The following is a 23,223-nucleotide window of genomic DNA, read 5'->3' as shown; positions in this document are numbered from 1 at the left end:
AAACATAATCAGAAGGCCTGCCGTGCCCTATTGATTACTTCTTCTTTTTCGGGGCGATGACCATGATCAGCTGGCGTCCTTCCATCTTAGGATGCTGTTCGACCGAACCGTACTCGAGCAAGTCACCTTCAACTCGCTTGAGGAGTTCCATCCCCAGCTCCTGGTGGGCCATCTCACGGCCGCGGAATCGCAAGGATACCTTGGCCCTGTCCCCATCACTCAGGAAACGTACCAGGTTGCGCAGTTTTACCTGGTAATCCCCTTCCTCCGTCCCTGGACGAAACTTGATTTCTTTAACCTGAATCTGCTTCTGGTTTTTCTTGGCCGCGGCAATCTGCTTCTTCTTCTCGAAGATCGATTTGCCGTAGTCCATCAGTTTGCAAACAGGGGGTACTGCATCGGCGGAAATTTCCACCAAATCCAGTTTGGCCTCTTCAGCCTTAAGAAGCGCGTCTTCAATTGACACAATCCCAAGCTGTTCACCTTCAGCTCCAATTAACCGAACCTCGCGTGCCGAGATATTCTCGTTGATCGGGGCTTTCGGTGCAGCTCGTTTATCTTGTCTCATTTCACGCTTAATAATAATTACTCCGAATCTGGGCGACCACGCCGGGAAACCGCTTGCGCGAGAAACTCAGCGAACTGGGCGACGGGCATCGAGCCCAGGTCAGCACCTTCACGAGTACGCACAGCGACAGTCTGCATCTCGACTTCCCGATCTCCGATAACCAAGAGATAGGGAACCTTGAGCAAAGTATGCTCGCGGATTTTAAAGCCGATCTTTTCATTTCTCAAGTCAGACTTGGCACGAAATCCGCTTTCATTGAGGGTTTTTTCAACCTCAGCGGCAAAATCAGCCTGTTTATCAGTGATATTCATGATCACTGCCTGGGTCGGAGCCAGCCACGCGGGGAATGCACCCTCGTAGTGCTCGATCAGGATTCCGACGAAACGCTCGAAGGAGCCCAGGATCGCCCGGTGCAACATAACCGGGTGCTTGCGACTGTTGTCTTCAGAGACGTATTCGGCTCCCAGACGGACAGGCAGGTTAAAATCGAGCTGAAGGGTACCACATTGCCAGACGCGGCCGAGGCAATCTTTCAGCGAGAACTCGATCTTCGGACCGTAGAACGCACCCTCGCCCGGTTGCAGATCGTATGGCAAGCCAGCGCTATCAAGGGCTGCAGCCAGTGCAGCTTCGGCGCGATCCCACAGTTCGTCGGAACCGACGCGTTTTTCCGGACGAGTGGACAGCTTCATCTCGACGTCTTTGAAACCGAAGTCGGCATAGACGTCCATGGTCAGCTTGATGAACGCAGCGGATTCGGCCTGCATCTGCTCTTCAGTACAGAAGATGTGAGCATCGTCCTGAGTGAAGGCGCGAACGCGCATGATGCCGTGCAGTGCACCCGACGGCTCGTTACGGTGGCAGGCACCGAACTCGGCCAGACGCATCGGCAGCTCGCGGTAGCTTTTCAGGCCCTGATTGAACACCTGCACGTGGCACGGGCAGTTCATCGGCTTGATGGCGTAGTCGCGGTTTTCCGACTGAGTGGTAAACATGTTGTCGGCGTAGTTGGCCCAGTGCCCGGATTTCTCCCACAGGCTGCGGTCAACGACTTGTGGAGTTTTGATCTCCAGATAGCCGTTGTCGCGCTGAACCTTGCGCATGTACTGCTCGAGCACCTGGTACAGAGTCCAGCCGTTCGGGTGCCAGAACACCATGCCCGGCGACTCTTCCTGGGTGTGGAACAGGCCCAGGCGCTTGCCGATCTTGCGGTGATCGCGCTTTTCAGCTTCTTCGATGCGCTGGATGTAAGCCGCCAGCTGCTTTTTGTCTGCCCATGCGGTGCCGTAAACGCGCTGCAATTGCTCGTTCTTGGCATCGCCACGCCAGTAGGCGCCGGACAGCTTGGTCAGCTTGAAGGATTTCAGGAAGCGGGTATTCGGCACGTGCGGACCGCGGCACATGTCGACGTATTCTTCGTGATAGTACAGGCCCATGGCCTGCTCGTTCGGCATGTCTTCGACCAGACGCAGCTTGTAGTCTTCGCCGCGGGCCTTGAACACTTCGATCACTTCGGCGCGCGGAGTGACTTTCTTGATCACATCGTAATCTTTCTCGATCAGCTGCTGCATGCGCTGTTCGATCGCAGCCAGGTCGTCCGGCGTGAAAGGACGCTCGAAGGCGATGTCGTAATAGAAGCCTTCGTCGATGACCGGACCGATGACCATCTTCGCAGTCGGGTACAGCTGCTTGACCGCATGCCCCACCAGGTGGGCACAAGAGTGGCGAATGATCTCCAGCCCCTCTTCATCCTTTGGCGTAATGATTTGCAGCGAGGAATCGCTATCGATGATGTCGCTGGCGTCGACCAGCTTGCCATTGACTTTGCCGGCCACGGTGGCCTTGGCCAGACCGGCACCGATGGATGCGGCGACCTCGGCTACGGAAACCGGGTGATCGAATGAGCGTTGACTGCCGTCGGGAAGAGTAATAGTTGGCATGGCGCCTCCTCTCCTAGTGGTGACCCCTACCAAAGGTCACGTGGGTTGGGATGAGCCAGTACAAGATCCGATCCAGGCCATTCAATGACGAACGCCTGCCTTACAGCGGCAGGAGCCTTGCGGCCAACCGGAAAACCGAACCAGAGTGACTGGGATTCAAATCAGGGTTATTCGAGCCGCTGCCGCTGCCGGGACTGAAGGTCATCCGGAGCTTGCAAACGCCCGAGCGAGGCATGCTAGCACAGATGAACGGTCGTCGCGGTGGCAAGGTTTTCTGCCGGGGCAAATCACGCATTTTTATGCCAGAGTGATGAACTTGAACCCTGCTTTACCCCTCAGATAACAAGACATTGACCCAAAAGGAGCATCCCAGCATGCGTCTGAATCGTTTATTCGCCATCGTCGCACCCGTCGTCCTGTTGCTGCCGCTGGCTGCCCATGCCGATTGGCCAAAGGGCGAGCGCGAGAAATACATGGCTCAGTGCACTCAGGCGGCCACTCCGCAGATCGGCGCTGCGGCAGCCAAGTCACACTGCGCATGTGGTGCCGACGCTATCAAATCGTACCCGGCCAGCGACATTCAGTCGTTGATGGACAACAAGGCCAGCCCGGAACTGCAACAGAAGGCACTGGGCCAGATCGCCAAATGCAAGGCCAATGCACCGGCGAAAAAGTGAGAAAAAAGTCCTTGTGACTCGGCCCATCGCTGATAAAAAGGGCCGGATTTAAGCTTTTTCGTACGATTTATGCAGGTTTTACAGCTTTTTTTATTGTCTTTACTTTCGGCTGAAAGCCTTTTAAACCGGGGCTTTCAGCCATACGAAGCAACAAAGCAAACGCTACTGAAGGGCAAACAGCACACCCGGGGGGCTCCCAAAGCGAACATTTCGACTATGATACTCCGGTGTGCCCAGTTGGCCTGAGCAGCACAGTACTACTGAAAATATATGTTTCTTGGAGATACACCATGTCTAATCGCCAAACCGGCACCGTTAAATGGTTCAACGATGAAAAAGGCTTCGGCTTCATCACTCCTCAAGGTGGCGGTGACGACCTGTTCGTACACTTCAAAGCTATCGAAAGCGACGGTTTCAAAAGCCTGAAAGAAGGCCAGACCGTTTCCTTCGTGGCTGAGAAAGGCCAAAAGGGTATGCAAGCTGCACAAGTCCGCGCTGAGTAATTTTCAGCCGCACTAAAAAAACCCCGTCCATGTGACGGGGTTTTTTATGGGCGAAACAAAAGCCTGAAGTAATCAGCCGCAGTTGACGCGGGTGACCACCAGATTGTTATCGGTGTTCAGGTTCAAGCGATCGGAGCGGTACTCCAGGGTCACCATGTCATCAGGCTTGAGGAACCGGGCATTCTGCGCGCCTGAGCGGGTGCGTGCCTGCTCCAGCAATTGGGGCGACGCCTTTTTGCCAATGGTGAATTCGGCAGCTTTGGCTTCACAACGGCTGTGGCCGGTATCGGTCGTCACGGGGTCCTTTGCCGACTCGGTGGACGTACTGCTGCAACCGGTCAGCAGAGTGGCGGCCAACAAAGTACCCAATGACGCGAGCTTCCAAGGCATGAAGCCTCCTTTTTTCAATAGTTAAGCTGAGATCGTGCGACCGCCATCTCGGCGTTTGGTTTCAAGATGAGTACCATCGCCCCGCCCTCGATCCGGACAGTGGCGAGTTTGCCTGAGCATCACCCTGCCGTTCATCATTCAATCGTGACTGAATATGAACAGCGATCAATAGACGTCGATGTAGTCGAAAGGCGGTTTCGGCCAGTTCTCCTTGAGCGCATTGAAGATCTGCATGACCCAGACCTCGTCGCTGGCCGCGACCAATCCGACATAACCGGAGCCCTTGGCCCAGGTTTCCAGGCGAAACAGCAACCCGTCGATGTCCGTACCGCCCACAATACCCGACGAAATGTAGGCGATGCCGCCCTTGGTGACCCGCAACTGAGTGTGTTCATCGTCGCTGGCAGAGGCCAGCAACTGACGCACCGCTTCGAGGGTCAAGCCGTCAGGAGTGTTCAAATCGATCTGCACAGCACGGTCCTTGAAAATTCGTCAAAGACCAAGTGTCGCATAGCCCTCCCCTCATGCCTAAGTCGGAGTGCCAAACGCCGCGCAAAATGGTTAACTCGATACTCAGCCTTTCCGACTTCACGAGCGCCATCATGACCACCGTAAGCATCGACGCCGACATCAAAGCCAAGTGGCCACAAGGCCACAGCTCTTACAGCCCGGGTAGCCCGGAAGAGCTGGCAATCATTGGTATCGATTTGCTGGTCAAGGAACTGGGAACACAAGCCGCACAGACATTCATCAAACAGGTTCTGGAGAAGTACCCCGCCGACTATAAGGGCGCAACAGAGACCGAGTAGCGCAAAAACCCGCAGGCTGACACCTGCGGGCCTATGACTTACTTCAAACGAGACAGACGCTGGGTCAACAGGTCGAAGAAGCCCTGAGCGTCGCCGCTTTCAACCCAGAAGGCATTTTTCGGCGCCTTCAGCCCGTCATACCAGTCGACAATGGTCTGGCCGAAGGTCGGCCCTTCGCGACTATCAACCACTACGTTGACCGAACGCCCGGTGAACAGCTCCGGCTTGAGCAGGTAAGCGATGACTGTAGCGTCATGCACCGGGCCACCCGGAATGCCGTAGTGCTCCATGTCGCCTTTGACGTACTCGTTGAGAATATCGCCCACCAGCTTGCTGGCATTGTTGTTCAGTGCGGCGATCTGCTTCAGGCGCGCTTCACTGGTCAGAATCTTGTGGGTCACGTCCAGCGGCAGGTAGGTCAGCTTGACGCCACTTTTCAGCACCACTTCTGCAGCCTGAGGGTCGGCGAACAGGTTGAATTCGGCCACCGGGGTAATGTTGCCGCCATTGAAATGCGCACCGCCCATGATCACCACTTCCTTGATGCCCTGAACGATTTCAGGCTCCTGGATCAGCGCCAGCGCCAGGTTGGTCTGTGGACCGAGCATGGCGATGGTGATGCTGTGGGGTTTGGCGGTCTTCAGGGTATCGATCAGATAATTCACCGCATTGCCTTCGGCCAGGCCTTTCTTCGGTTCGTGCACCGTGACACCCGACAGGCCTTCCTTGCCGTGGATGTTCTCGGCATAAATCGGCGTGCGCATCATTGGTTTCGGCGCGCCCGCGTAAACAGGCACCTCCTCGCGCCCTGCCCACTCGCGGGCGAGACGCGCATTACGCGAAGTCTTGTCCAGACGCACGTTGCCCGCAACGGTGGTCAGCGCACGAATATTCAACTCCTCCGGCGATGCCAGGGCAAACAGCAAGGCGACCACGTCATCAGCACCCGGATCGGTGTCGATGATCAAGTCGATCTTTTCCGCCGCGTGGGCGCTTGTTGCGGTAATCAGGGACAAAAGCAGCAGACTCCGAAGCAGATGGTGCAGTTTCTGAGCATAGCGGTGCATAGCGCACTCCTTGTGCGTGGGAAGAACGGAACGTTAAAACGTTACTCCAGCCACCAGTACGATGTTGCAGTACGGCTGACATTCGCCTGTACGAATAATCGCCCGTGCTTGTCGGCTGAGTGCTTTGAATTGGTCGTGACTGAGCAGTTCGCGCCGGCCCAGCGCACCTTCGGCATTCAGTTCATCCAGCGTGCCCAAGGCCGACGGTTTCTTGTCCAGAATCTCATGGGCCAGCACATGGCTTTCGACCTGCATTTCGCTCAGTACGACCTTCAAGGTACTGATGAAATCCGGAATGCCGTGAGTCAAGGCCAGGTCGATCAATTCGACGCCGGGTGGAACCGGCAGGCCGGCATCGCCGATCACCACCGTGTCGCCATGGCCCAGGGAGGCGATCAGCCGCGACAGCGCGACGTTGAGCAAAGGAGTCTTTTTCATGGTGCTTTAAAGGCCTGTACGTCGGACAAGGTGGGAATCGAAGGTTGCGCGCCAGCCCGGGTGACCGACAGCGCTGCGGCGACCTGGCCGAAACGGATCGCATCGGCCTCGCGCTTGCCGGCCGCCAACGCCGCGGCGAAACCACCGACGAACGTGTCGCCGGCTGCGGTGGTATCGACCGCCTTCACTTTCGCTGCCGGGAAATGCTCGAAGCGTTGGCCATCGGCGAACAGTGATCCTTGAGAACCCAGGGTGATGATCACTTTGCCGGCGCCCATGGCGATCAAGCGGGTGGCGGCAGTTTCGGCGGTGCTCAGGGAGTCCACCGGCAAACCGCTCAGGGCCGAGGCTTCGCTTTCGTTGGGGATCAGGTAATCGATGGCCGCATACCAATCCGCCGGCAGCGGGCGGCTGGCCGGCGCCGGATTGAGAATCACGGTTTTACCCAGCTCACGACCGCGCTTCAGAGCATGGCCGACCGTGGCATCCGGTACTTCCAGCTGACAGATGATGACATCCGCCGCTTGTAACACCGCGTCAAAACGGTCGATCACTTCGGGCGTGAGCGCACCGTTGGCACCGGCAACAATCACGATCGAGTTCTGACTGTTGTCATCGACCACGATCAACGCTACGCCACTGGAATCTTCGACCGTGCTGACCGCCTGGCAATCGATCTGCTCGGCCAACAACGCCCCGCGCAGCGCTTCGCCATAGGCGTCGTTGCCGACACAACCGACCATCGACACTTGCGCCCCCAGCCGAGCCGCAGCCACGGCCTGGTTCGCGCCCTTGCCGCCGGAAACCGTGGCAAACGATTCGCCGATCAGCGTTTCACCACCACGGGGCAGCCGTGGCGCCCGGGTTACCAGGTCCATGTTCAGGCTGCCTATTACCACTACTTTTGCTGGCATACATCACTACTCGTCAATTCTGTTTCTGCGGTACTTTCGGTTTCAGCGGTACTTTTTGTTTAGCGGAAGTGGGCAAACACACTGGCCAGCGGCGCAGTCGATTCGCGCAGGACAATATTGGGCGTCACGATGCGCTGATCGGTTGCCAGATCCGGCGTGGCAATCCTGCGCAACAGCACTTCGGCCGCCATCTCGCCAAGCTGCAGGATCGATTGACCAACGGTGGTCAGCGCCGGATAGACGTAACGGCTCATCTGGATGTCGTCGAAGCCGATCACCGACAACTCGGTGGGCACACGAATATTGCGCTCGGCAGCGGCGCGCAACACACCGATGCCAATCATGTCGTTACCGGCGAAGATCGCGCTGGGCGGGTTGTTTTCCAGCAGTATCGCGGCGGCGTTGTAACCACCAGTGCTGGTGAAGTCGCTTTCCAGCATGCGCTCGCGCGGCACTTCGACGCCTGCCTCTTTCAAGGCGCGGCAATAACCGGCCAGACGCATCTGCGCCACGCTGGTACTCGCCGGCCCGCCAATCGTGGCGATGTCCCGATGCCCCAGATCCAGCAGGTGCCGGGTCGCCAGGTAGGCACCGTATTCATGATCGATGCGCACCAGATCGGCATCGAGACCTTCGAGCCCACGGTCGACGATTACCATCGGCGTACGCACACCCGCCAGACCTTCGGCCAGACCGCTATCACCCCCGGCTGAGGCAACGATCAGGCCGTCAATGCGTTTTTCCAGCAACACGCGAAGGTAACTGCGTTGCTTGTCCGGGTTGTCGTCGGAGTTGCAGAGGATGACGCAATAGCCGTTGCGCTCGCAGTAATCCTCGATGCCACGGGCCAATTCAGCGAAGTACGGGTTGAGGCTGTTGGGCACCAGCAGGCCGATGGTCGCGGTGGTTTTCGCTTTCAACGACCGGGCCACGGCACTGGGCACGTAGTCGAGGCTTTTGATCGCCGCCTCGACCTTGACCCGTACTTCCTCACTGACCGGCCGCGTCTTGTTCACCACATGGGAAACCGTGGTGTAGGAGATGCCCGCGAGTGCCGCTACATCCTTGATTGTTGCCATGACTCAGGTCCGCCGGCTTGCGCGCTGACTGCGATAAGTATCAAGCACCACCGCCACCACGATCACCGCACCGGTGATGATGCGTTTGGTGGGTTCGGTCGCGCCGATCTGCGCCAGACCGGCCGCCAGTACCGAGATAATAAGGACGCCAAAGAATGTACTGATGACCGAGCCGCGCCCGCCCATCAGGCTGGTGCCGCCGATCACGACCGCGGCGATCACCTGCAGCTCCAGACCGGAGCCGGCGTTCGGGTCCGCCGCTTCCAGGCGAGAAATCTGAAACAACGCGGCGATACCGGCCAGCAGCCCCATCAGACTGAAGACCAGGATCTTGTAAGGTTTCGGATTGATCCCCGCCAGACGCACCGCCTCTTCGTTGGTGCCGATGCCGATCAGGTAACGACCGAACACCGTACGCGTCAGCACAGCCTGGGCGATGAAGATAATCAGCAAGGCAATGATGAACGACGGCGAGATGCCGAAGGCGATCGGGTTGGACAGCCAGGCGAAGGCATCACCGATGTAGGCGGTGCGCGAACCGGTCATTTGGTACGCCAGGCCCCGCGCCATTTCCAGCACACCGAGGGACACGATGAACGACGGAATCCGCCAGGCCACGGTGATCGAGCCGGTGATGGTCCCGGCCAATGCCGCCACCGCCATGCCGAGCAAGGCCGCAGGCAAGACGCTCCAGCCCCAACCGAGAATCGCCACGCTGACCGCCGAGGCCGCGAGCGCCAGTACCGACCCCACCGACAAGTCGATACCGCCGATGATCAATACGAAGGTCATGCCGACCGCCAGTACCATCAAATCGGGAATCTGGTTGGCCAGAGTGCTGAAGGTGTCGTAAGACAGGAAATGGCTGCTCAGGACCGAGAACAGCGCGACCATCGCCAGCAAGGCACCGGCCAGGCCCAGATATGTGCCGAGTCCGTAAAAATTGCCACTACGTTTGCCGGCCAAAGATGCAGTATTCATGGAAGATCCCTAGGCGCTGCTTCGTTGAGCAACGCATCACGTTTTTGGTAGCCGGCGAAAGCGGCGGCAAGCAAATCATCCTGGGTCCAGCTGTCACGCTCGAAGGTGTCAATCAGACGCCCTGCGGACAGCACACCGATGCGATCGCAGATCAGCATCAGTTCGCGCAGGTCGCTGGACACCACTACCAGCGCTTTGCCCTGACGGGTCAACTCACCGAGTAATGCGTAGATATCGAACTTGGCGCCGACGTCGATGCCACGGGTCGGCTCGTCGAACAGCATCACCGTGCAGTCGCGCTCGAGCCAGCGGCCGATCACGACTTTCTGCTGATTACCGCCGGACAGTTCCGATACCAGTTGCGTCGGGCTGGAACTGCGAATGCGCATGGCGTTGATCTGACGCTGGGCCAGAGACATCTCGTCACCGTTGTTGACGAAGCCGCCGCTGGAAATCACCGGCATATTGCCCAAGGCAATGTTGGCGCTGATCGATTGTGTCAGCAGCAGGCCTTCGCCTTTGCGGTCTTCGGTGATCAGGGCGATGCCGTGACCAACCGCGTCGGCCGGCGAACGAATATTCACCACCTGGGCCGACGCGCCCAGCGCGACGGTGCCGCTGTCGGCTGTATCGGCGCCGAAGATCAAGCGCAGCAACTCGGTGCGCCCTGCCCCGATCAAACCGGAAATCCCGAAAATCTCGCCGGCGCGCACTTCGAAAGACACGTCGCGGACCTTGTCAGAACGGGTCAGCCCTTTGACCGTCAAAGCCGGCGCGCCGATCTTGCGCGGCCCCATGTCGATGTGCTCGCCCAATTCACGGCCGACCATCAAGGTGACCAGTTGCTCGCTGTTGTAATTGGCCATCGGCTCGACGCAGACCAGGTTGCCGTCGCGCAATACCGCGATGCGCTGGGCCACCCTTGCCAGTTCTTCGAGGCGGTGGGAAATGTAGATGATCGACACACCACGAGCCTGCAGGCGAGTGATCTGCTCGAACAGCATTTCGACTTCACGGGCCGTGAGCATTGCTGTCGGCTCGTCGAGAATCAGTACGTGGCAATCGCCGATCAGGTTGCGAGCGATCTCGACCATTTGCTGATGACCAATACCTAGCTCACCAACCAAAGTATCTGGATCGATGGCGTCCAAGCCGACCTGGGCCATGGCCTCGATCGCCGCCTTGCGCAATTGCTTGCGGCTGATCCAGCCACCGTGACTGGGCAGGTTGTCGAGAAACAGGTTTTCCGCCACCGACAACGTCGGCAACAGATTGAGTTCTTGCATGACCATACGGATGCCCAGCTCTTCGGCCTGGCTCCGGCTGCCTGGACGGTAATCCTGCCCCTGGAATTGCATCTGGCCGGTGGTCGGCGTGACCAGTCCGCCAATGATTTTCGACAGCGTGCTTTTGCCGGCACCATTCTCACCGGTCAGCGCCAGCACTTCACCGCGCATCAGCGTCAGGTCGATACCGGTGAGGACAGGTTGGGCATAGGTTTTACCGATACCGCTGACCGAGAGGACAGCGTTCGGGGCGCAAACGGACATAAAAACTCTCCATGTGCTCGCCCCAAGAGGCGAGCACCGTTGTGTCGCCAGAAAGACTACTTGGTAACCAGCTCTACCGGAGTTTCGATGACGCCATTGACGCCGCTATCGACTGTCTCGCCCTTGATGATCTTCAGCGCAGTCTCAATGCCGAACACCGCTTGCCGGGCAGCAAACTGGTCGGCGGTGGCCAGGACGCGGCCATCCTTGAGCATTGGCTTGATGGCGTTGATGTTGTCATAACCAACCACCTGCACCTTGCCGGCCTTGCCCGCCGCGCGCACGGCAGAGACTGCGCCGACGGCCATGCTGTCGTTGCCGGCCAACAGGGCCTTGATGTTCGGGTATTCGCTGAGCATCGACGAGGCAACCTTGCCGCCCTTGTCGATTTCCCAATCGCCGGACTGCAGGGACACGACTTTGATCTGCGCCGCCTCCATCGCATCCTTGAAGCCAGCCGTACGCTGCTGGGCGTTGGTGGTGGTGGAAACGCCTTCGATGATGCCGACTTCGTCACCAGCCTTCAGCTGTTTGGCCAGGTACTCACCCACCAGACGCGCGCCTTTGCGGTTGTCCGGGCCTACGAACGGAACGGTGATGTTTTTGCTTTTGACCACGGCCGGGTCCAGCTGATTATCGATGTTGATCACGGTGATGCCGGCATCGACTGCCTTCTTGATGACCGGGACCATGGCCTTGGAGTCTGCCGGAGCGATGACCAATGCGTTGACTTTGGACAAAATCATTTGCTCGACGATGCGCGTCTGGCCGGCCGTGTCCGTCTCGTCCTTGATGCCGTTGGAGATCAGCTCGAAGTCGCCGGAGTGGTCTTTCTGGTAAGCCTTGGCGCCGTCTTCCATGGTCAGGAAGAATTCGTTGGCCAGGGATTTCATGACCAATGCGACTTTAGGTTTTTCAGGGGTTTCGGCGAAAGCCGAAGAGACTGGCAACGCGGCGGATGCGGCAGCCAGCATTGCGACAGCGAGAAGACGTCCAGCGAATGGCAGCTTCATGGGTTCACTCCGATCTTATGATTATTCTGAGCAATGCTTGCGCTGGACTCTGCCCTTACGGGATCAAGCCATCAAGGGCGACCGCGCAAACGTTTGCGTAGACCGAACTATGCGAACCCTATCGAGATTTGTCAACGACCCGTTCTGTGTCTCGGTTGGCAAAAGCCAACCCTTTTACATCACGCTGTGGTGCTGACCAGACTGCCACTGCTGGAACCCTTGGCCAGCTCTTTGACCAGATTGCCTGTCACTTGCGCGAGCGCACCGCTGGTATCGGCGATTTGCCCCTGAATCGACATGACCGCGGTGGCTTTGGCTTCCGGGGTCGGATAATTCGCTGCCTGAGCGGCCGCCAGTTGTTGCTGCTGTTCGCGCAGTTGCTGCTGAAGTTCCTGCATGCGTTTGAGCAGTACCTGCACCGCAATACTTTGATTGCTGCTTTTTTCGGATTTGCTTTCGCTCTGAGTCTGCGCACCGCCACCGGTTCTGACTTGGTTGTCACTACCCGCCTCTTCACCCAGCGCTTGGGCTGAGGCGTCGGACGTCGCTTCACTCAAGGCGTTGATGGTCGCCGGGGACTTGCCCGCGATAGTGATGGCACCTGCATTTGGAAAACCGACAGTAAACGACATATGAACTCCTGGAAAAGATCCCTTTAAAGGAGCATCGACCTGCACGGGGGTTTCTTTAGCACTGATTTCCGATTTTGCAAGTCGACTGTCTCAATGAGGGTCGGAGAGCCGAACGTAAAAGCTACACATGTTCGGAAACCCGGACACCCAAGTGTGAATACTTTTCCAGACGTTTCAATAATTCATATAAAAATCATATGGTTAAAAGATCTTATTGTTGAATATCAGGCTGGTACAGATCCTGCTCTTCTCCTACACCCCCGGCGTTCAGATCTGCTTGGGGGCGTGTCTAGATGAACCTGCATCCGCAACGTTTCACTACGAGAGAAAACAATAATGAAATCTGCCTTCAACACTTTTATTCCGGGCGCTTTGGCCCTGCTATTGCTTCTGCCCACCGCCCTTCAGGCAAAAGAAGTCGAAACCCAACAGAAATTGGCAAACGTGGTGATCCTGGCCACTGGCGGCACCATTGCCGGCGCGGGAGCCAGTGCCGCGAATAGCGCCACCTATCAAGCGGCGAAAGTCGGTATCGAACAGCTGATCGCAGGGGTTCCGGAACTAAGCCAATTGGCCAACGTTCGCGGCGAACAGGTCATGCAGATCGCATCCGAAAGCATCACCAACGACAACCTGCTGCAACTGGGCCGTCGCGTGGCTGAACTGGCCGACAGCAAAGACGTCGATGGCATTGTCATCACCCACGGCACCGACACGCTGGAAGAAACCGCTTACTTCCTCAATCTGGTGGAAAAAACCGACAAGCCGATCATCGTCGTAGGCTCCATGCGCCCTGGCACCGCCATGTCGGCCGACGGCATGCTGAACCTGTACAACGCCGTCGCCGTGGCCAGCAGCAAAGACGCGCGCGGCAAAGGCGTACTGGTGACCATGAACGATGAAATCCAGTCGGGTCGCGATGTCAGCAAAATGATCAACATCAAGACCGAGGCGTTCAAAAGTGCCTGGGGCCCACTGGGCATGGTGGTCGAAGGCAAATCCTACTGGTTCCGCTTGCCAGCCAAGCGCCACACCATGGATTCGGAATTCGACATCAAAACCATCAAGAGCCTGGCTGACGTCGAAATCGCCTATTCCTATGGCAACGTCAGCGACACCGCCTACAAAGCCCTGGCTCAATCGGGCGCCAAAGCCATCATCCACGCCGGTACCGGCAATGGCTCGGTCTCGTCCCGCGTGGTTCCCGCCCTGCAAGCCCTGCGCAAGGACGGCGTACAAATCATTCGTTCTTCCCACGTCAACGCCGGTGGTTTCGTGCTGCGTAACGCCGAACAGCCTGACGACAAGTACGACTGGGTTGTGGCTAACGACCTGAACCCGCAAAAAGCCCGCATCCTGGCCATGGTCGCGCTGACCAAGACCAACGACAGCAAAGAGCTGCAACGGATGTTCTGGGAATACTGATCCACCCTCGCCCGACCTGTTCTGGTCGGGCATCGCTGCCACCACTCGCCAGCCTTGGTGAGTGGTTCACGACCTATTCCGATAAAAAATTTCCCATCGTCCTACACCAAACGGAAAAAACTACTGTCAGAGGATTTTCTTGAATTTTAAGCAGTTGCGAAAATGCTTACAGTTAAATACTGTATGCCCGTACAGCTTAATAAGGATAATTCCGTGGCCACTACCTCTGTCTCTCCTGATACCTATGAACGCCTGGGTATGCGCATTCAGAAAATCATCAATTCCCCCACAGCCCAAAAAGCCAAAGCGGCACTGATCTTCCGTCTTCCAGATGAACCGGTGGATGAGTGGGAACGCTTGCTCGAAGAAATCGACGAGAACGATAACGTCACCCTCGCCCATCGCGACGATGGCGGTGTGCAGATTTTCTGGGTTGTGCCAAAGGAAGACTGAGTCAATGAGTGTCCGCTGGTTTGCTTTACTGCTGCTGCTCATCACCCTCGGCGCCCAGGCTGGCGCCCCACGCACCTTCAACGAAGCAAAGAAAGTCGCGTGGAAGTTGTACGCCCCGCAATCCACCGAGTTTTATTGCGGCTGCAAATACACCGGCAACCGCGTGGACTTGGCCGCCTGCGGCTATGTGCCGCGCAAAAACGCCAAACGCGCCTCGCGCATCGAGTGGGAGCACATTGTCCCGGCCTGGCAGATCGGCCATCTGCGCGAATGCTGGCAACAAGGCGGTCGCAAGAACTGCACACGGTACGACCCGACCTATCAGAAAGCCGAGGCCGATCTGCACAATCTGGTGCCGAGCATCGGCGAAGTGAATGGCGATCGCAGCAACTTCAGCTTCGGCTGGTTGCCCGTGCAAACCGGTCAATACGGTTCGTGCCTGACACAGGTCGACTTCAAGGCGAAGAAGGTCATGCCCCGCCCTTCCATTCGCGGCATGATCGCCCGGACTTATTTCTACATGAGTAAGCAATACGGCTTGCGCCTGTCAAAACAGGATCGGCAACTGTATGAAGCCTGGAATAAAACCTATCCGGTACAAACCTGGGAACGTCAACGCAATCAGAGCGTTGCGTGCGTGATGGGGCGCGGCAACGAGTTTGTCGGCCCGGTGGACATGAAAACCTGCGGCTGACCGGCCGCTGAAAACACAAAGGCCTGGGGCGTTACACCCCAGGCCTTTGTTCGTTTCTAAACGCCGTTTTTTGTTTATTGAGCCGTCGGATGTTCGACCACCAGCGACTCGATATTCCTTTTCTTTGCCCGGGTGAGCGCTGCCGTCACCTCAGCTTGCTTGGCTTCTGCCTCGGTTTTCGAATTAAACGGCCCTATCAGGATCCGAACCTTTCCATTCTCCCTGATGACGCTGGAAACGAAGCTATGCTCAATCAGCCAGCCGCTCAGGTCGCTGACCGCCTGGGGGGTTTCGCCGCGCACCTCGACGTCCCATTGCGGACCGGTTGTCGCCGCGGGTGCGGAAGCGACTGTCGGTTGCGGCTTTTGCGCGTTAACCCCCTTACCCTCATCGCACCCGGCCAACGTCAATACTGCGATTACCAAGGCCACTTTGCGCACAACGCTTCCCTCTGAATGCTGAAAGCAGCGATTTTAACACTCATGGATCCTGCTCGAGCGCCGCAAAATGGGCGCAAAACAACGAGAATGATGGTTGCGGCCTCTGTATAGTTACGCCTTGGGAATTAATGCAGCATCTGCGCGTCAGAAAGAGGCACCCAAACTGCGAGACTTCGCACTAATCTATACCTATACCGACCTCTGCACTGTCCGAATCAGGTGCCCTACAAAGCAATCAAGGAGAAAACCATGCTGATACTCACCCGCAAAGTCGGTGAAAGCATAAACATCGGTGACAACATTACGATCACCATTCTGGGCGTTAGCGGCCAGCAAGTCCGGATTGGCATCAACGCCCCGAAAGACGTTGCGGTGCATCGCGAAGAAATCTATCAACGCATTCAGGCCGGCCTGACCGCCCCAGACAAACCGCAAACACCCTGAATCCTGCTGTGGTCAGTAGCCAGCCCATTCTGCCTCGAATAACGGCTGGCTAAAGATTCAAGCACCGCATCGCTCTCCGCCCAGCCTCTCTTTGCTATGCCTTCGCAACGTGGAGCCGATACTAGCGCCCTCGCCTCATGCCTGACTGTCAGACGTTTCGGATTTGCTGCGAGAAAGGGCTTCCTCCTTCCCGGCTAGCCAAACGCGACCCCACGCGCCATGCCCGTGGCGGCCACAACCATCAGCACCAGCAGCAGCGCCTCGATATGACTGATACGAGCAAATAGCGTTGCGCGCCCGGTATCGATCGCCGCCCCACGACCCAACGCAATCCGCCATTTGATCAGCGCCACCATCGGTGCAATTTCAAGCAGCAGGATAAGGACGAAGAGCGTCATTTTGAGGTGAAACAGCGGCTGGTGAAGGTAGTAATCAGTGCCTTTTTCATACCCACCAAAAGCTCGCATCCCTCCCGTGACCAAGAGAATGACTGCAGAGATCCCCCACAGATTATCCGCCACCAGAACGCTGCGCGCCTCCCCCGTCCCGGCAATCAGACGACGTAAAGCCGTACCGCGGGTCAGTACCGCCCAGAAGCCCAGTGCAAAGGCCAAAAGGTGAATCGCCGCCAGAAACCAGTGAGCCAGCATCGACATACTCCTTATAGACGAAGTTGAAACAGCCCTACAGTAGTAGTCCATCGGAGGATATTTGCCCAAAGCTCGTGGCTCCGCTGATACACCGCCATCGACATGAGGTCACTATGCGTAAGGATTACCTGGCTTTCTTTATCTCGCTGTTCCTGTCCCGGCTGGCTGACCAGATCCTGCTGTTCATCGTCCCGCTGATTGTCTTTCAGACCACCAACAGTGTCTCTTTGGCCGGCCTGGCTTTTTTTGCCGAGTCGTTGCCGCGCTTTCTGGCATTTCCCGTATGCGGTGCACTGTGCGACAAGTTTTCGCCCATTCGCATCCTGCACATCAGCCAGGTCTACCGTGCAGCGGCCTGCGTCGCAGCCGTGGCACTGTATGGCGTGTTTGATGGCATCTACTGGATCGTGATTCTGTCCGTGCTGTGCGGCGTGCTGACCACCCAGGGCATCATGGCCCGCGAAGTGGTCATGCCCTACATTTTCAAGCAATACACCTACACCAAGACCCTCTCCTATTCGCAGATCGCCGATCAGACCGGGCTGGTGCTCGGCCCACTGGTCGCGGCACTGATGCTGGAAATCTGGGCGTGGCACTGGGTGGTGCTGGGGATTGCCGGGCTGTTTCTGCTGGCTGATCTGGCGATGCTGATCTGGCAACGCACCAGCTCGATCACTCTGGAGTCGTTCGAGCAACATCAGGACATCTGGCTGCAACCGCTGCGCATTGCATTCGGGCATATTCGCGACCTGGCGGAACTGCAGAAGGTGATCAGCCTGGCGGTGGGCGTGAACCTGATCATCGGTATCACCCTGGCCACATCAGCAGCCATGGTGATCGGCCAATACAGCGCCAGCAAAGACTTTTATGCAGGGCTGCAAGCCGCCGGGGCGGTGACCACCATCGTCATTCTGTTCTTCCTGGCGCGGGTGACCTTACCGATGAGAGTACTGGGAGTCGTTTCTTATACGATGATTGCCACCGGCGCTCTGACCACTGCCTTCAGTCCGAACGCTTGGGGGTATGCCATCGGCTTCCTGCTGATTGTCGGTTTCGACAAGATGTTCAACGTATACATCCGCAGCATCCGCCAGCGGGTAATTCCGCCCAAGGACTTCGGCAAGACCGTGGGCGTCATTACCTTGCTGAACAATCTTTCTCAACCATTGGCCGGATTACTGATCGCCTTGTTGGCCGCCCCTCTGGGAGCACAGAAAGTCATTCTGCTGCTGGCGGTGATCACTGGCTTGATCGGGGTGGGCGTGGCGCTTTTTGCCAGGGCGAGCAATGCAACTGCCGTCCCTGTGCCCGATTCAATTGGCAAATAGCGGGCGCAAAAAAGCCGGGCTCCTGACGGATACCCGGCTTTTGAGAATTTTGGACTTAATCTGTTCTTTTTGAAGTCGAAGTGCGAGCGTTGCTTAATCCTTTCGCATTATGATCACCGGGCGTGGAGGTCGAAATGGCAGAAGCCTTCGTTACTCCTCGCGTATCCCGGGAATTCGCAATACCCGAAGTCACAGAACCATGGCCGCTATCACCATTACGATCGTTACCGTAGTGGTTGCCACTGAGACCACGGTCGCGAACAGCTTTGCCTGCGTGATCACTGCTCAAACCATTGCCGTGGCCATTGCTGACGCCGCCGGAATGGCCGGAACTACCGTGGCCACCGCCGTTACCGCCGCCATTGCCACCACCGTTACCACCACCATTGCCGCCGCCGTTACCACCACCACCACCACCACCCTTCGCATAGGCGGAACTCATGATGGACAGGTCAGCAGGCAATAATGGGGCGGCTGCGAGCATCATCACGCATGACATGACGGCTGCAAAACTCTTGTTTTTTAATAACATGGGGAGATTCCGTATGGTTGATTGCACGGAGTAATTGACTGTTTCGGCGGCACACAGTTCAAAAGCCGACGACCAGCGGGCAGGCAATGTGCAGTTATCGAACAATGCACATTGCTTCCCGTGATTTACAGGTCGTTATGCTGCGAGGACGCGATTGAATTGGTCGGTTTCATATCAATCGAATGCGCCATTGAGAACCTCGTAGATGATCCCGGTAGCGATCGCCACCAATATCAAGTCAGTGCCAGCCTGGCGCCACTCGTAGCCATCGTAATGCGGAAGCCTGCCGAGCAATCGGCCATCGAGTTTTTTGGCGATCCCCGGCGGTAGCGGTTTTCCACGGGCGAGGTTTTTTTGAATGCCGGGTGGCAAGGCGGGCCCGGGGCTCCAGTAGTCGCGATAACCACCCAGGATACCGAGGACACTTCCGTGGTTGATGCTCGGGCCGTGACTCCAATCGTCCCCCCCTGAACCTTTGCCTTTGTTTCCATGGCTGGCGTTGCCATGGTCCTGGATGTTTTGTGGATTTCCCTTGCCGCTTCCCTGGCCCTTCCCGTTTCCCGGGTCGGCCAATGCAGTCATTGAACCGGACGCCAAGGCAAGACACGTCATAGCGGCAATCAACGAGCGAGATCTAAACATATCCGTTCTCTCAGAAAGGGGATGCCCCCTGCAATGTAGACGGTTATGGCTGTGTTAGTTCAGAAACTCTGTTCGCTGAAGGTGGCGACAGGCCAGACGGGAAAAACCGAACGATTGGAGAGCAAAGCTGGCCCAGTCAGTTGATAACCGGGAAAAGAAAATCGAGCACCTGGAGGTGGGCGCCGAGTTGGCGTTTTAAGTGGGGTTTTGCAAAAGTTTTGCAAATCGCAGACAACAAAAAAGGGCCCACCTTTCGGTGAGCCCTTCTAGACCGCCCAGCAGAGCGGATTTTGTTTGGTAGGCGCGATTGGACTCGAACCAACGACCCCCACCATGTCAAGGTGACCTTGAAGCCGTTGTAACCTATTGAAATCAAAGGAAAACATGGCATCTTAAAAGACTTCAAAAACCGACAGATCATCCTATAAGAATCAATAACTTAGCGTTGTATATTCCTACAGTAGTCACCCCTTTCTCCCGGCGTCCTGCCGCCCGAAACACAATCAAACCTCCCGGCAATACCAAGACTGCGCATACAGAACACCGTCGACTTCCTCCAGGCCGCTTAACGTAAAACCGAGCGTTGCCATACTGGTCAGGCGAGCATCAAGAAGCGGTCGAAGCGGTGGCACATCACCCGGCCAGGCACCATGCCGCAGAGATGCAGTGCTGGACGTTCTTTTGAGGATGTCAGATGGTGAGCTGGCGAAAATGATATCGCCCCTCACTGGCTCAGCACTGGCGATATCCCTTTTCGCTCTGGCGACACCGCGCTCTCTCATGGTCACAATCAGGAATTGCATTGCTCGCTCAATACTGGATAAAAAAACAGTATCGACAATCCGCCGAGCGATTTTCAACGTTGCGCTGATCGGCGGTCAGCGGTTCAGCTCTCTGACATAAGCCTGACACGCAGTCAACGCAATCAATCCTTGATCGCCGTCGTCGGTGATGGCGACAATTCGTTGAGCATGCGCTGGGTCAAGTCGGGCACGCGCTCTTCCATGAACCACGCTGCCGGCTTCGGTACCGGCTGGCATTGAGCAGCCACCGGCTGAATCCTCGGCGTCAAGAATGACTGACAACCGCAGATTAGAAGTGGCAAGGCGATCGCGCAGGCGATCCTGATTCTTTTGAGCATCGCTCAGTTCCTTGTAGTGTGATTGTTCGCTGATCGATAAGCGCTGCTCGAGCGCGAGTCGCTTGTTCTGATCGGCGCTGACCTGGGCTGCGGCCGCGTTGCTGATGGCGGTCAGGTCGTCCTGATGCAGGCCGGCCTGTTCGGCGAGCTGCTTGCCATAGCGCCAGTCCTGCACCTTCCACGCCCCCCCGACAGTGACGAGCATCAGCACCAGCACACCGCCAAATTTCCACGCCGCAGGACTCATGGCACATCCTTGAAGAAGATGTGGTGGCCGAGCTTCAGTGTCTGTTTCGCACCCATAGTCCAGATCGGAGCCTTCGGCATGGTGGTCGCGTAGTAGTGCGTGGCGCCGTCGGTAGGATCTGGTTCCGCGCCAGACATCACCAGGTCGGCAGCCTTCTGCGCTTGAGCGAACTGTCCGGACGGGATCGGCTTCGCGCCGCTGAGGTAGGCGAAGTTCGGGTCATTCTTGTTCCAGCAGCTGAACTGGTAAGGCTTCAAGCACACTCCGGTGTAGCCCTCCCCCCACCACGACTGGGCCTTGCCGTCGTTCACACGGTTGCGGATGGTCCAGGCCACGGCGATCTGGCCGGCCAGGCTTTCACCACGCGCCTCACCCCACAGCGTCCGCGCCAAAATATCGCGGTCTTTCTCGATTGCAGTCATTACTTTTCTCCAGACGAAAAAAAGCCCGCTTAGCGGCGGGCTGTGGGTCTACAACAGTTGCTGCCAGTTGATGGGCAGAGATTCTGACAAAATGTCGAAAAACAACCCAAAATATGGTACATATCCGCCCTTTATATTCGGTCAATAAATGTGCGCAGGGAAGAACGAATGGGAACTAAGACTATTGGCCAGTTAATTTTTGAAAAAGGCCACTCGAACAACATCCTGTTACTTAGGTTGCTAGCGGCAACCCTCGTGATCTTTGGTCATTCCTATAGACTTTCAGAAGTATGCAACTCTTGCGTGGAGCCGTTCCTATCAGCTACTGGCTACCGACAGGCTGCAAAAGTTGGACTAGATATATTCTTCGTACTGAGTGGTCTACTTGTTTTCGCCAGCTTCAAAAACAGAACCAATCTTTTGGATTTTCTCCGTTCAAGGGCTCTGCGAATATTTCCAGGCATCATCGTTTGCTGCCTTATCATGGCATTCATTGTTGGCCCGCTACTGACAACACTGCCTATCTCTACTTACCTGACAAGCAGCGAAACGGCTAAATTCTTCCTTACCAACGCATCGCTTCTTGGGTACGTTCCGAGCCTGCCGGGCGTTACGTTCACTGGCACAGAATTCGCAAGCGTCGCCAATGGTAGCCTTTGGACGATATCGGTTGAGGGCAGGCTTTATTTGCTGGTAGCGCTAATTGGTGCGGCAGGCCTGATCACATCAAGGGCGGCATCGAACGTTTCCATAATTGCGTTGGTAGCAGCCTCCTTTTTCCCAAATTATTTCCCGATGATTGGCCAAGACCCGAACGCACTCTGGGTTTCCGGGATGTTTGCCGCAGGTGCATTGGCCTACAACAACAAAGAATTCATCCCTCACAGCATTGGATTTTTAGCTCTACTGATCTTGATATCGTTCCTTTCACATGGAACTCCTGCATACATATTTGTCTGCGCAGCCACAGCATTCTACGCGTGCATTTATTTCGCATATGCCAAAACAATCAAGCTTCCAGCCTATATAGAGGATTTTTCTTACGGGATATACCTGTACGGATTCCTTATCCAGCAGTTGATTGTTAAAGCCATGCCAGGAACAACACCGCATCAACTAATTATGATCTCCATACCGCTGGCATGGATTGCAGGAGCGGCATCGTGGCACCTGGTAGAGAAGCGCTTCCTTGCGTTTAAAAAGAACCCTGCGAAGCAAGAAGCATCTACTGAAGCTAGGCGCGTCGCTGTTTAAATAGCGATCGGAGCGACCGGCCACACTGGCGAGGCTTGCGTGAGGTCAACCGCTTGAAGTGCGCGGTAATAGGCCTGCCAAGCCTTGGCGGTTGTCGTCTCAGCATCGGTAGCGTCTCCGAGCTGCAGCGAAACAAGGACTGGCGCCATGGCTTGGGACGCTTGGGACAGCAGAGATGCCTGCTGATATTGATTGCTGGCCAGGATATCAGTAGGCGAAGGGGCCACTTCTGGTGGCGGAGAAAACACCCCGTCGGCATAGCTCCACCCAATTGCGGCAATGTTCGACTGGACTGCCGCGCAACCATCCGGCGGCGCCCATGGCGGCTCGCCATCCCAGACAATGGTATTGACCACAATCCCCGAGGCGGTGTCGATCACTGCATAGTTCTGCACTTCACCCATCATGCGTACTCCTCAATGATGATGCCGCCAGGCAGCCCGGCTAGGCCGTTCTTAGCCGCAGAGGAGACATCGTTGCTGGATCCGGATGTGCCGGCGCCAAATCCCGTACCTTGAACGCCTGCCCCGCCAATACCTACGGCGGGGCCGCCAATACCAATAGGATTGCTACCGCCGACACCAGTTATGAGGCCGCCGCCAGCGAGGCTATTTCCGCCAGGCTGCCCCTTCAAATTCACCACTGACCCGCCAGTTGCTATTGCCCCCGGGCTGGCTCCGGCGATCTGCATAATTGTCGTGGTTGCTGTGGCAGCGCCGACGCTAGATCCAAGGCCACCAGGTGCGCTCATCAACGAACCAAGCGACGTAGCTCCGCCAGCACCAGCTGCTGCCCCTCCCGCTACGCCGGCTGTACCAGCCCCTCCAATGGTGACAACTTGGCTTGCTCCAATTTGAGCGGCAGTAAACCAGCCCTCTGCATAACTGCCAGATGCACTTCCTGGTCCACTAGCCTGCTGGGAAGCAGTTGTGGTCTGTACTGCACCGGTACCGCCTGATCCACCTGCCATTCGGACACGACATTTAGTCA

At 56.8% G+C, this 23,223-nt stretch carries 29 protein-coding genes; 9 read left to right on the top strand and 20 right to left on the bottom strand.

The window, feature by feature from the left end:
* Positions 1–34 precede the first annotated feature (34 nt).
* Both infC and thrS read right to left on the bottom strand, forming a co-directional pair.
* The gene (infC, locus tag ACZ9IM_RS12920) at positions 35–586 is read right to left on the bottom strand and encodes a translation initiation factor IF-3 (protein ID WP_172435341.1); all 552 of its coding nucleotides are present in this window, start codon (positions 584–586) and stop codon (positions 35–37) included.
* Positions 586–2,508 (bottom strand): threonine--tRNA ligase, encoded by a 1,923-nt coding sequence (gene thrS, locus ACZ9IM_RS12915; RefSeq protein WP_008007259.1) that lies wholly within the window; start codon positions 2,506–2,508, stop codon positions 586–588. Before thrS ends, infC begins: the two co-directional genes overlap by 1 nt.
* Before the next feature lie 374 nt (positions 2,509–2,882).
* On the opposite strand from thrS, the gene ACZ9IM_RS12910 reads away from it, so the two are divergent.
* Positions 2,883–3,185, top strand: a complete 303-nt coding sequence (locus ACZ9IM_RS12910; protein ID WP_007905881.1) for a hypothetical protein — start codon at positions 2,883–2,885, stop codon at positions 3,183–3,185.
* A gap of 290 nt (positions 3,186–3,475) precedes the next feature.
* Positions 3,476–3,688, top strand: coding sequence for a cold-shock protein (locus ACZ9IM_RS12905; protein ID WP_007905882.1), 213 nt, complete (start codon positions 3,476–3,478; stop codon positions 3,686–3,688).
* Positions 3,689–3,760: 72 nt separating this feature from the next.
* On the opposite strand, the gene ACZ9IM_RS12900 is transcribed toward ACZ9IM_RS12905, so the two are convergent.
* Both ACZ9IM_RS12900 and ACZ9IM_RS12895 read right to left on the bottom strand, forming a co-directional pair.
* On the bottom strand, positions 3,761–4,078 hold the full coding sequence (locus tag ACZ9IM_RS12900) for an I78 family peptidase inhibitor (RefSeq protein WP_427627980.1): 318 nt from the start codon (positions 4,076–4,078) through the stop codon (positions 3,761–3,763).
* Between the two features lie 165 nt (positions 4,079–4,243).
* Positions 4,244–4,549 (bottom strand): hypothetical protein, encoded by a 306-nt coding sequence (locus ACZ9IM_RS12895; protein WP_008075867.1) that lies wholly within the window; start codon positions 4,547–4,549, stop codon positions 4,244–4,246.
* 131 nt (positions 4,550–4,680) lie between these two features.
* On the opposite strand from ACZ9IM_RS12895, the gene ACZ9IM_RS12890 reads away from it, so the two are divergent.
* Positions 4,681–4,887, top strand: coding sequence for a hypothetical protein (locus ACZ9IM_RS12890; RefSeq protein WP_063340416.1), 207 nt, complete (start codon positions 4,681–4,683; stop codon positions 4,885–4,887).
* Between the two features lie 38 nt (positions 4,888–4,925).
* Here the strand turns inward: ACZ9IM_RS12890 and ACZ9IM_RS12885 are convergent, their stop codons facing one another.
* The 8 genes from ACZ9IM_RS12885 to ACZ9IM_RS12850 form a co-directional block, all read right to left on the bottom strand.
* The gene (locus ACZ9IM_RS12885) at positions 4,926–5,954 is read right to left on the bottom strand and encodes a nucleoside hydrolase (RefSeq protein ID WP_427627982.1); all 1,029 of its coding nucleotides are present in this window, start codon (positions 5,952–5,954) and stop codon (positions 4,926–4,928) included.
* Positions 5,955–5,987: 33 nt separating this feature from the next.
* A complete protein-coding gene (rbsD, locus tag ACZ9IM_RS12880; protein ID WP_476224137.1) occupies positions 5,988–6,392 on the bottom strand; it encodes a D-ribose pyranase in 405 nt (134 codons plus the stop codon).
* Positions 6,389–7,306 carry a ribokinase gene (gene rbsK, locus ACZ9IM_RS12875; RefSeq protein ID WP_427627986.1) on the bottom strand — a complete coding sequence of 306 codons (918 nt, stop codon included), beginning with the start codon at positions 7,304–7,306 and terminating at the stop codon, positions 6,389–6,391. The genes rbsD and rbsK overlap by 4 nt, the downstream gene beginning before the upstream one ends.
* 59 nt (positions 7,307–7,365) lie before the next feature.
* Positions 7,366–8,385, bottom strand: a complete 1,020-nt coding sequence (locus tag ACZ9IM_RS12870) for a LacI family DNA-binding transcriptional regulator (RefSeq protein WP_476224136.1) — start codon at positions 8,383–8,385, stop codon at positions 7,366–7,368.
* Positions 8,386–8,388: 3 nt separating this feature from the next.
* A complete protein-coding gene (locus tag ACZ9IM_RS12865) occupies positions 8,389–9,366 on the bottom strand; it encodes an ABC transporter permease (RefSeq protein ID WP_007905898.1) in 978 nt (325 codons plus the stop codon).
* The gene (locus ACZ9IM_RS12860; protein ID WP_427627990.1) at positions 9,363–10,916 is read right to left on the bottom strand and encodes a sugar ABC transporter ATP-binding protein; all 1,554 of its coding nucleotides are present in this window, start codon (positions 10,914–10,916) and stop codon (positions 9,363–9,365) included. Before ACZ9IM_RS12860 ends, ACZ9IM_RS12865 begins: the two co-directional genes overlap by 4 nt.
* A gap of 56 nt (positions 10,917–10,972) precedes the next feature.
* Complete coding sequence (locus tag ACZ9IM_RS12855; protein ID WP_123356334.1) at positions 10,973–11,929, bottom strand: sugar ABC transporter substrate-binding protein; 957 nt, start codon at positions 11,927–11,929, stop codon at positions 10,973–10,975.
* A 179-nt stretch (positions 11,930–12,108) separates the two neighbouring features.
* Positions 12,109–12,561 carry a hypothetical protein gene (locus ACZ9IM_RS12850; protein WP_476224135.1) on the bottom strand — a complete coding sequence of 151 codons (453 nt, stop codon included), beginning with the start codon at positions 12,559–12,561 and terminating at the stop codon, positions 12,109–12,111.
* A gap of 336 nt (positions 12,562–12,897) precedes the next feature.
* On the opposite strand from ACZ9IM_RS12850, the gene ACZ9IM_RS12845 reads away from it, so the two are divergent.
* The 3 genes from ACZ9IM_RS12845 to ACZ9IM_RS12835 all read left to right on the top strand — a co-directional run bounded on the left by ACZ9IM_RS12845 (position 12,898) and on the right by ACZ9IM_RS12835 (position 15,133).
* Positions 12,898–13,986, top strand: coding sequence for an asparaginase (locus tag ACZ9IM_RS12845; RefSeq protein ID WP_401177078.1), 1,089 nt, complete (start codon positions 12,898–12,900; stop codon positions 13,984–13,986).
* 162 nt (positions 13,987–14,148) lie between these two features.
* Positions 14,149–14,439, top strand: a complete 291-nt coding sequence (locus ACZ9IM_RS12840) for a DUF1654 domain-containing protein (protein WP_032830731.1) — start codon at positions 14,149–14,151, stop codon at positions 14,437–14,439.
* A 4-nt stretch (positions 14,440–14,443) separates the two neighbouring features.
* Complete coding sequence (locus tag ACZ9IM_RS12835; protein WP_427627993.1) at positions 14,444–15,133, top strand: endonuclease; 690 nt, start codon at positions 14,444–14,446, stop codon at positions 15,131–15,133.
* A gap of 74 nt (positions 15,134–15,207) precedes the next feature.
* On the opposite strand, the gene ACZ9IM_RS12830 is transcribed toward ACZ9IM_RS12835, so the two are convergent.
* Entirely contained in the window at positions 15,208–15,573 is a 366-nt protein-coding gene (locus ACZ9IM_RS12830; protein ID WP_063340424.1) for a hypothetical protein, read from the bottom strand.
* A 249-nt stretch (positions 15,574–15,822) separates the two neighbouring features.
* Here ACZ9IM_RS12830 and csrA point away from each other — a divergent pair, with 249 nt between their 5' ends.
* Complete coding sequence (gene csrA / locus ACZ9IM_RS12825) at positions 15,823–16,017, top strand: carbon storage regulator CsrA (protein WP_007905913.1); 195 nt, start codon at positions 15,823–15,825, stop codon at positions 16,015–16,017.
* Between the two features lie 194 nt (positions 16,018–16,211).
* On the opposite strand, the gene ACZ9IM_RS12820 is transcribed toward csrA, so the two are convergent.
* A complete protein-coding gene (locus ACZ9IM_RS12820) occupies positions 16,212–16,667 on the bottom strand; it encodes a DUF2214 family protein (RefSeq protein WP_427627995.1) in 456 nt (151 codons plus the stop codon).
* Between the two features lie 113 nt (positions 16,668–16,780).
* Between ACZ9IM_RS12820 and ACZ9IM_RS12815 the strand changes: the two genes are divergently transcribed.
* Positions 16,781–17,995, top strand: coding sequence for an MFS transporter (locus ACZ9IM_RS12815; protein ID WP_476224134.1), 1,215 nt, complete (start codon positions 16,781–16,783; stop codon positions 17,993–17,995).
* A 55-nt stretch (positions 17,996–18,050) separates the two neighbouring features.
* Here ACZ9IM_RS12815 and ACZ9IM_RS12810 read toward each other — a convergent pair whose 3' ends face one another.
* The 5 genes from ACZ9IM_RS12810 to ACZ9IM_RS12790 all read right to left on the bottom strand — a co-directional run bounded on the left by ACZ9IM_RS12810 (position 18,051) and on the right by ACZ9IM_RS12790 (position 20,979).
* A complete protein-coding gene (locus tag ACZ9IM_RS12810; RefSeq protein ID WP_476224133.1) occupies positions 18,051–18,527 on the bottom strand; it encodes a hypothetical protein in 477 nt (158 codons plus the stop codon).
* A 174-nt stretch (positions 18,528–18,701) separates the two neighbouring features.
* Positions 18,702–19,169: an anti-virulence regulator CigR family protein gene (locus ACZ9IM_RS12805; protein WP_192343331.1), complete on the bottom strand. Its 468-nt coding sequence runs from the start codon at positions 19,167–19,169 to the stop codon at positions 18,702–18,704.
* Positions 19,170–19,672: 503 nt separating this feature from the next.
* On the bottom strand, positions 19,673–19,972 hold the full coding sequence (locus ACZ9IM_RS12800) for a hypothetical protein (RefSeq protein ID WP_476224132.1): 300 nt from the start codon (positions 19,970–19,972) through the stop codon (positions 19,673–19,675).
* A 75-nt stretch (positions 19,973–20,047) separates the two neighbouring features.
* Positions 20,048–20,557, bottom strand: a complete 510-nt coding sequence (locus tag ACZ9IM_RS12795; protein WP_476224131.1) for a lysis system i-spanin subunit Rz — start codon at positions 20,555–20,557, stop codon at positions 20,048–20,050.
* Positions 20,554–20,979 carry a cell wall hydrolase gene (locus ACZ9IM_RS12790; protein ID WP_476224130.1) on the bottom strand — a complete coding sequence of 142 codons (426 nt, stop codon included), beginning with the start codon at positions 20,977–20,979 and terminating at the stop codon, positions 20,554–20,556. Before ACZ9IM_RS12790 ends, ACZ9IM_RS12795 begins: the two co-directional genes overlap by 4 nt.
* A gap of 168 nt (positions 20,980–21,147) precedes the next feature.
* Here ACZ9IM_RS12790 and ACZ9IM_RS12785 point away from each other — a divergent pair, with 168 nt between their 5' ends.
* On the top strand, positions 21,148–22,233 hold the full coding sequence (locus ACZ9IM_RS12785; RefSeq protein WP_476224129.1) for an acyltransferase family protein: 1,086 nt from the start codon (positions 21,148–21,150) through the stop codon (positions 22,231–22,233).
* Here ACZ9IM_RS12785 and ACZ9IM_RS12780 read toward each other — a convergent pair.
* Complete coding sequence (locus ACZ9IM_RS12780; protein WP_476224128.1) at positions 22,230–22,640, bottom strand: tail fiber assembly protein; 411 nt, start codon at positions 22,638–22,640, stop codon at positions 22,230–22,232. The genes ACZ9IM_RS12785 and ACZ9IM_RS12780 overlap by 4 nt on opposite strands.
* Positions 22,641–23,223 lie beyond the last annotated feature (583 nt).

Source organism: Pseudomonas sp. TE12508 (assembly GCF_056279485.1).
Note: the sequence above shows the minus strand (reverse complement) of the source record. Positions and strands in the feature narration are given on the sequence as shown.

Coding starts and splice junctions, on each gene's coding strand:
- ACZ9IM_RS12900 (WP_427627980.1), bottom strand. CDS start 4,078: ATGCCTTGGAAGCTCGCGTCATTGGGTACTTTGTTGGCCGCCACTCTG.
- ACZ9IM_RS12780 (WP_476224128.1), bottom strand. CDS start 22,640: ATGATGGGTGAAGTGCAGAACTATGCAGTGATCGACACCGCCTCGGGG.
- ACZ9IM_RS12850 (WP_476224135.1), bottom strand. CDS start 12,561: ATGTCGTTTACTGTCGGTTTTCCAAATGCAGGTGCCATCACTATCGCG.
- rbsK (WP_427627986.1), bottom strand. CDS start 7,306: ATGCCAGCAAAAGTAGTGGTAATAGGCAGCCTGAACATGGACCTGGTA.
- ACZ9IM_RS12800 (WP_476224132.1), bottom strand. CDS start 19,972: ATGCAATTCCTGATTGTGACCATGAGAGAGCGCGGTGTCGCCAGAGCG.
- ACZ9IM_RS12840 (WP_032830731.1), top strand. CDS start 14,149: ATGCTTACAGTTAAATACTGTATGCCCGTACAGCTTAATAAGGATAAT.
- ACZ9IM_RS12845 (WP_401177078.1), top strand. CDS start 12,898: ATGAAATCTGCCTTCAACACTTTTATTCCGGGCGCTTTGGCCCTGCTA.
- ACZ9IM_RS12810 (WP_476224133.1), bottom strand. CDS start 18,527: ATGTTATTAAAAAACAAGAGTTTTGCAGCCGTCATGTCATGCGTGATG.
- rbsD (WP_476224137.1), bottom strand. CDS start 6,392: ATGAAAAAGACTCCTTTGCTCAACGTCGCGCTGTCGCGGCTGATCGCC.
- ACZ9IM_RS12835 (WP_427627993.1), top strand. CDS start 14,444: ATGAGTGTCCGCTGGTTTGCTTTACTGCTGCTGCTCATCACCCTCGGC.
- csrA (WP_007905913.1), top strand. CDS start 15,823: ATGCTGATACTCACCCGCAAAGTCGGTGAAAGCATAAACATCGGTGAC.
- thrS (WP_008007259.1), bottom strand. CDS start 2,508: ATGCCAACTATTACTCTTCCCGACGGCAGTCAACGCTCATTCGATCAC.
- ACZ9IM_RS12805 (WP_192343331.1), bottom strand. CDS start 19,169: ATGTTTAGATCTCGCTCGTTGATTGCCGCTATGACGTGTCTTGCCTTG.
- ACZ9IM_RS12905 (WP_007905882.1), top strand. CDS start 3,476: ATGTCTAATCGCCAAACCGGCACCGTTAAATGGTTCAACGATGAAAAA.
- ACZ9IM_RS12890 (WP_063340416.1), top strand. CDS start 4,681: ATGACCACCGTAAGCATCGACGCCGACATCAAAGCCAAGTGGCCACAA.
- ACZ9IM_RS12820 (WP_427627995.1), bottom strand. CDS start 16,667: ATGCTGGCTCACTGGTTTCTGGCGGCGATTCACCTTTTGGCCTTTGCA.
- ACZ9IM_RS12910 (WP_007905881.1), top strand. CDS start 2,883: ATGCGTCTGAATCGTTTATTCGCCATCGTCGCACCCGTCGTCCTGTTG.
- ACZ9IM_RS12795 (WP_476224131.1), bottom strand. CDS start 20,557: ATGAGTCCTGCGGCGTGGAAATTTGGCGGTGTGCTGGTGCTGATGCTC.
- ACZ9IM_RS12860 (WP_427627990.1), bottom strand. CDS start 10,916: ATGTCCGTTTGCGCCCCGAACGCTGTCCTCTCGGTCAGCGGTATCGGT.
- ACZ9IM_RS12785 (WP_476224129.1), top strand. CDS start 21,148: ATGGGAACTAAGACTATTGGCCAGTTAATTTTTGAAAAAGGCCACTCG.
- ACZ9IM_RS12815 (WP_476224134.1), top strand. CDS start 16,781: ATGCGTAAGGATTACCTGGCTTTCTTTATCTCGCTGTTCCTGTCCCGG.
- ACZ9IM_RS12865 (WP_007905898.1), bottom strand. CDS start 9,366: ATGAATACTGCATCTTTGGCCGGCAAACGTAGTGGCAATTTTTACGGA.
- ACZ9IM_RS12855 (WP_123356334.1), bottom strand. CDS start 11,929: ATGAAGCTGCCATTCGCTGGACGTCTTCTCGCTGTCGCAATGCTGGCT.
- ACZ9IM_RS12790 (WP_476224130.1), bottom strand. CDS start 20,979: ATGACTGCAATCGAGAAAGACCGCGATATTTTGGCGCGGACGCTGTGG.
- ACZ9IM_RS12870 (WP_476224136.1), bottom strand. CDS start 8,385: ATGGCAACAATCAAGGATGTAGCGGCACTCGCGGGCATCTCCTACACC.
- ACZ9IM_RS12885 (WP_427627982.1), bottom strand. CDS start 5,954: ATGCACCGCTATGCTCAGAAACTGCACCATCTGCTTCGGAGTCTGCTG.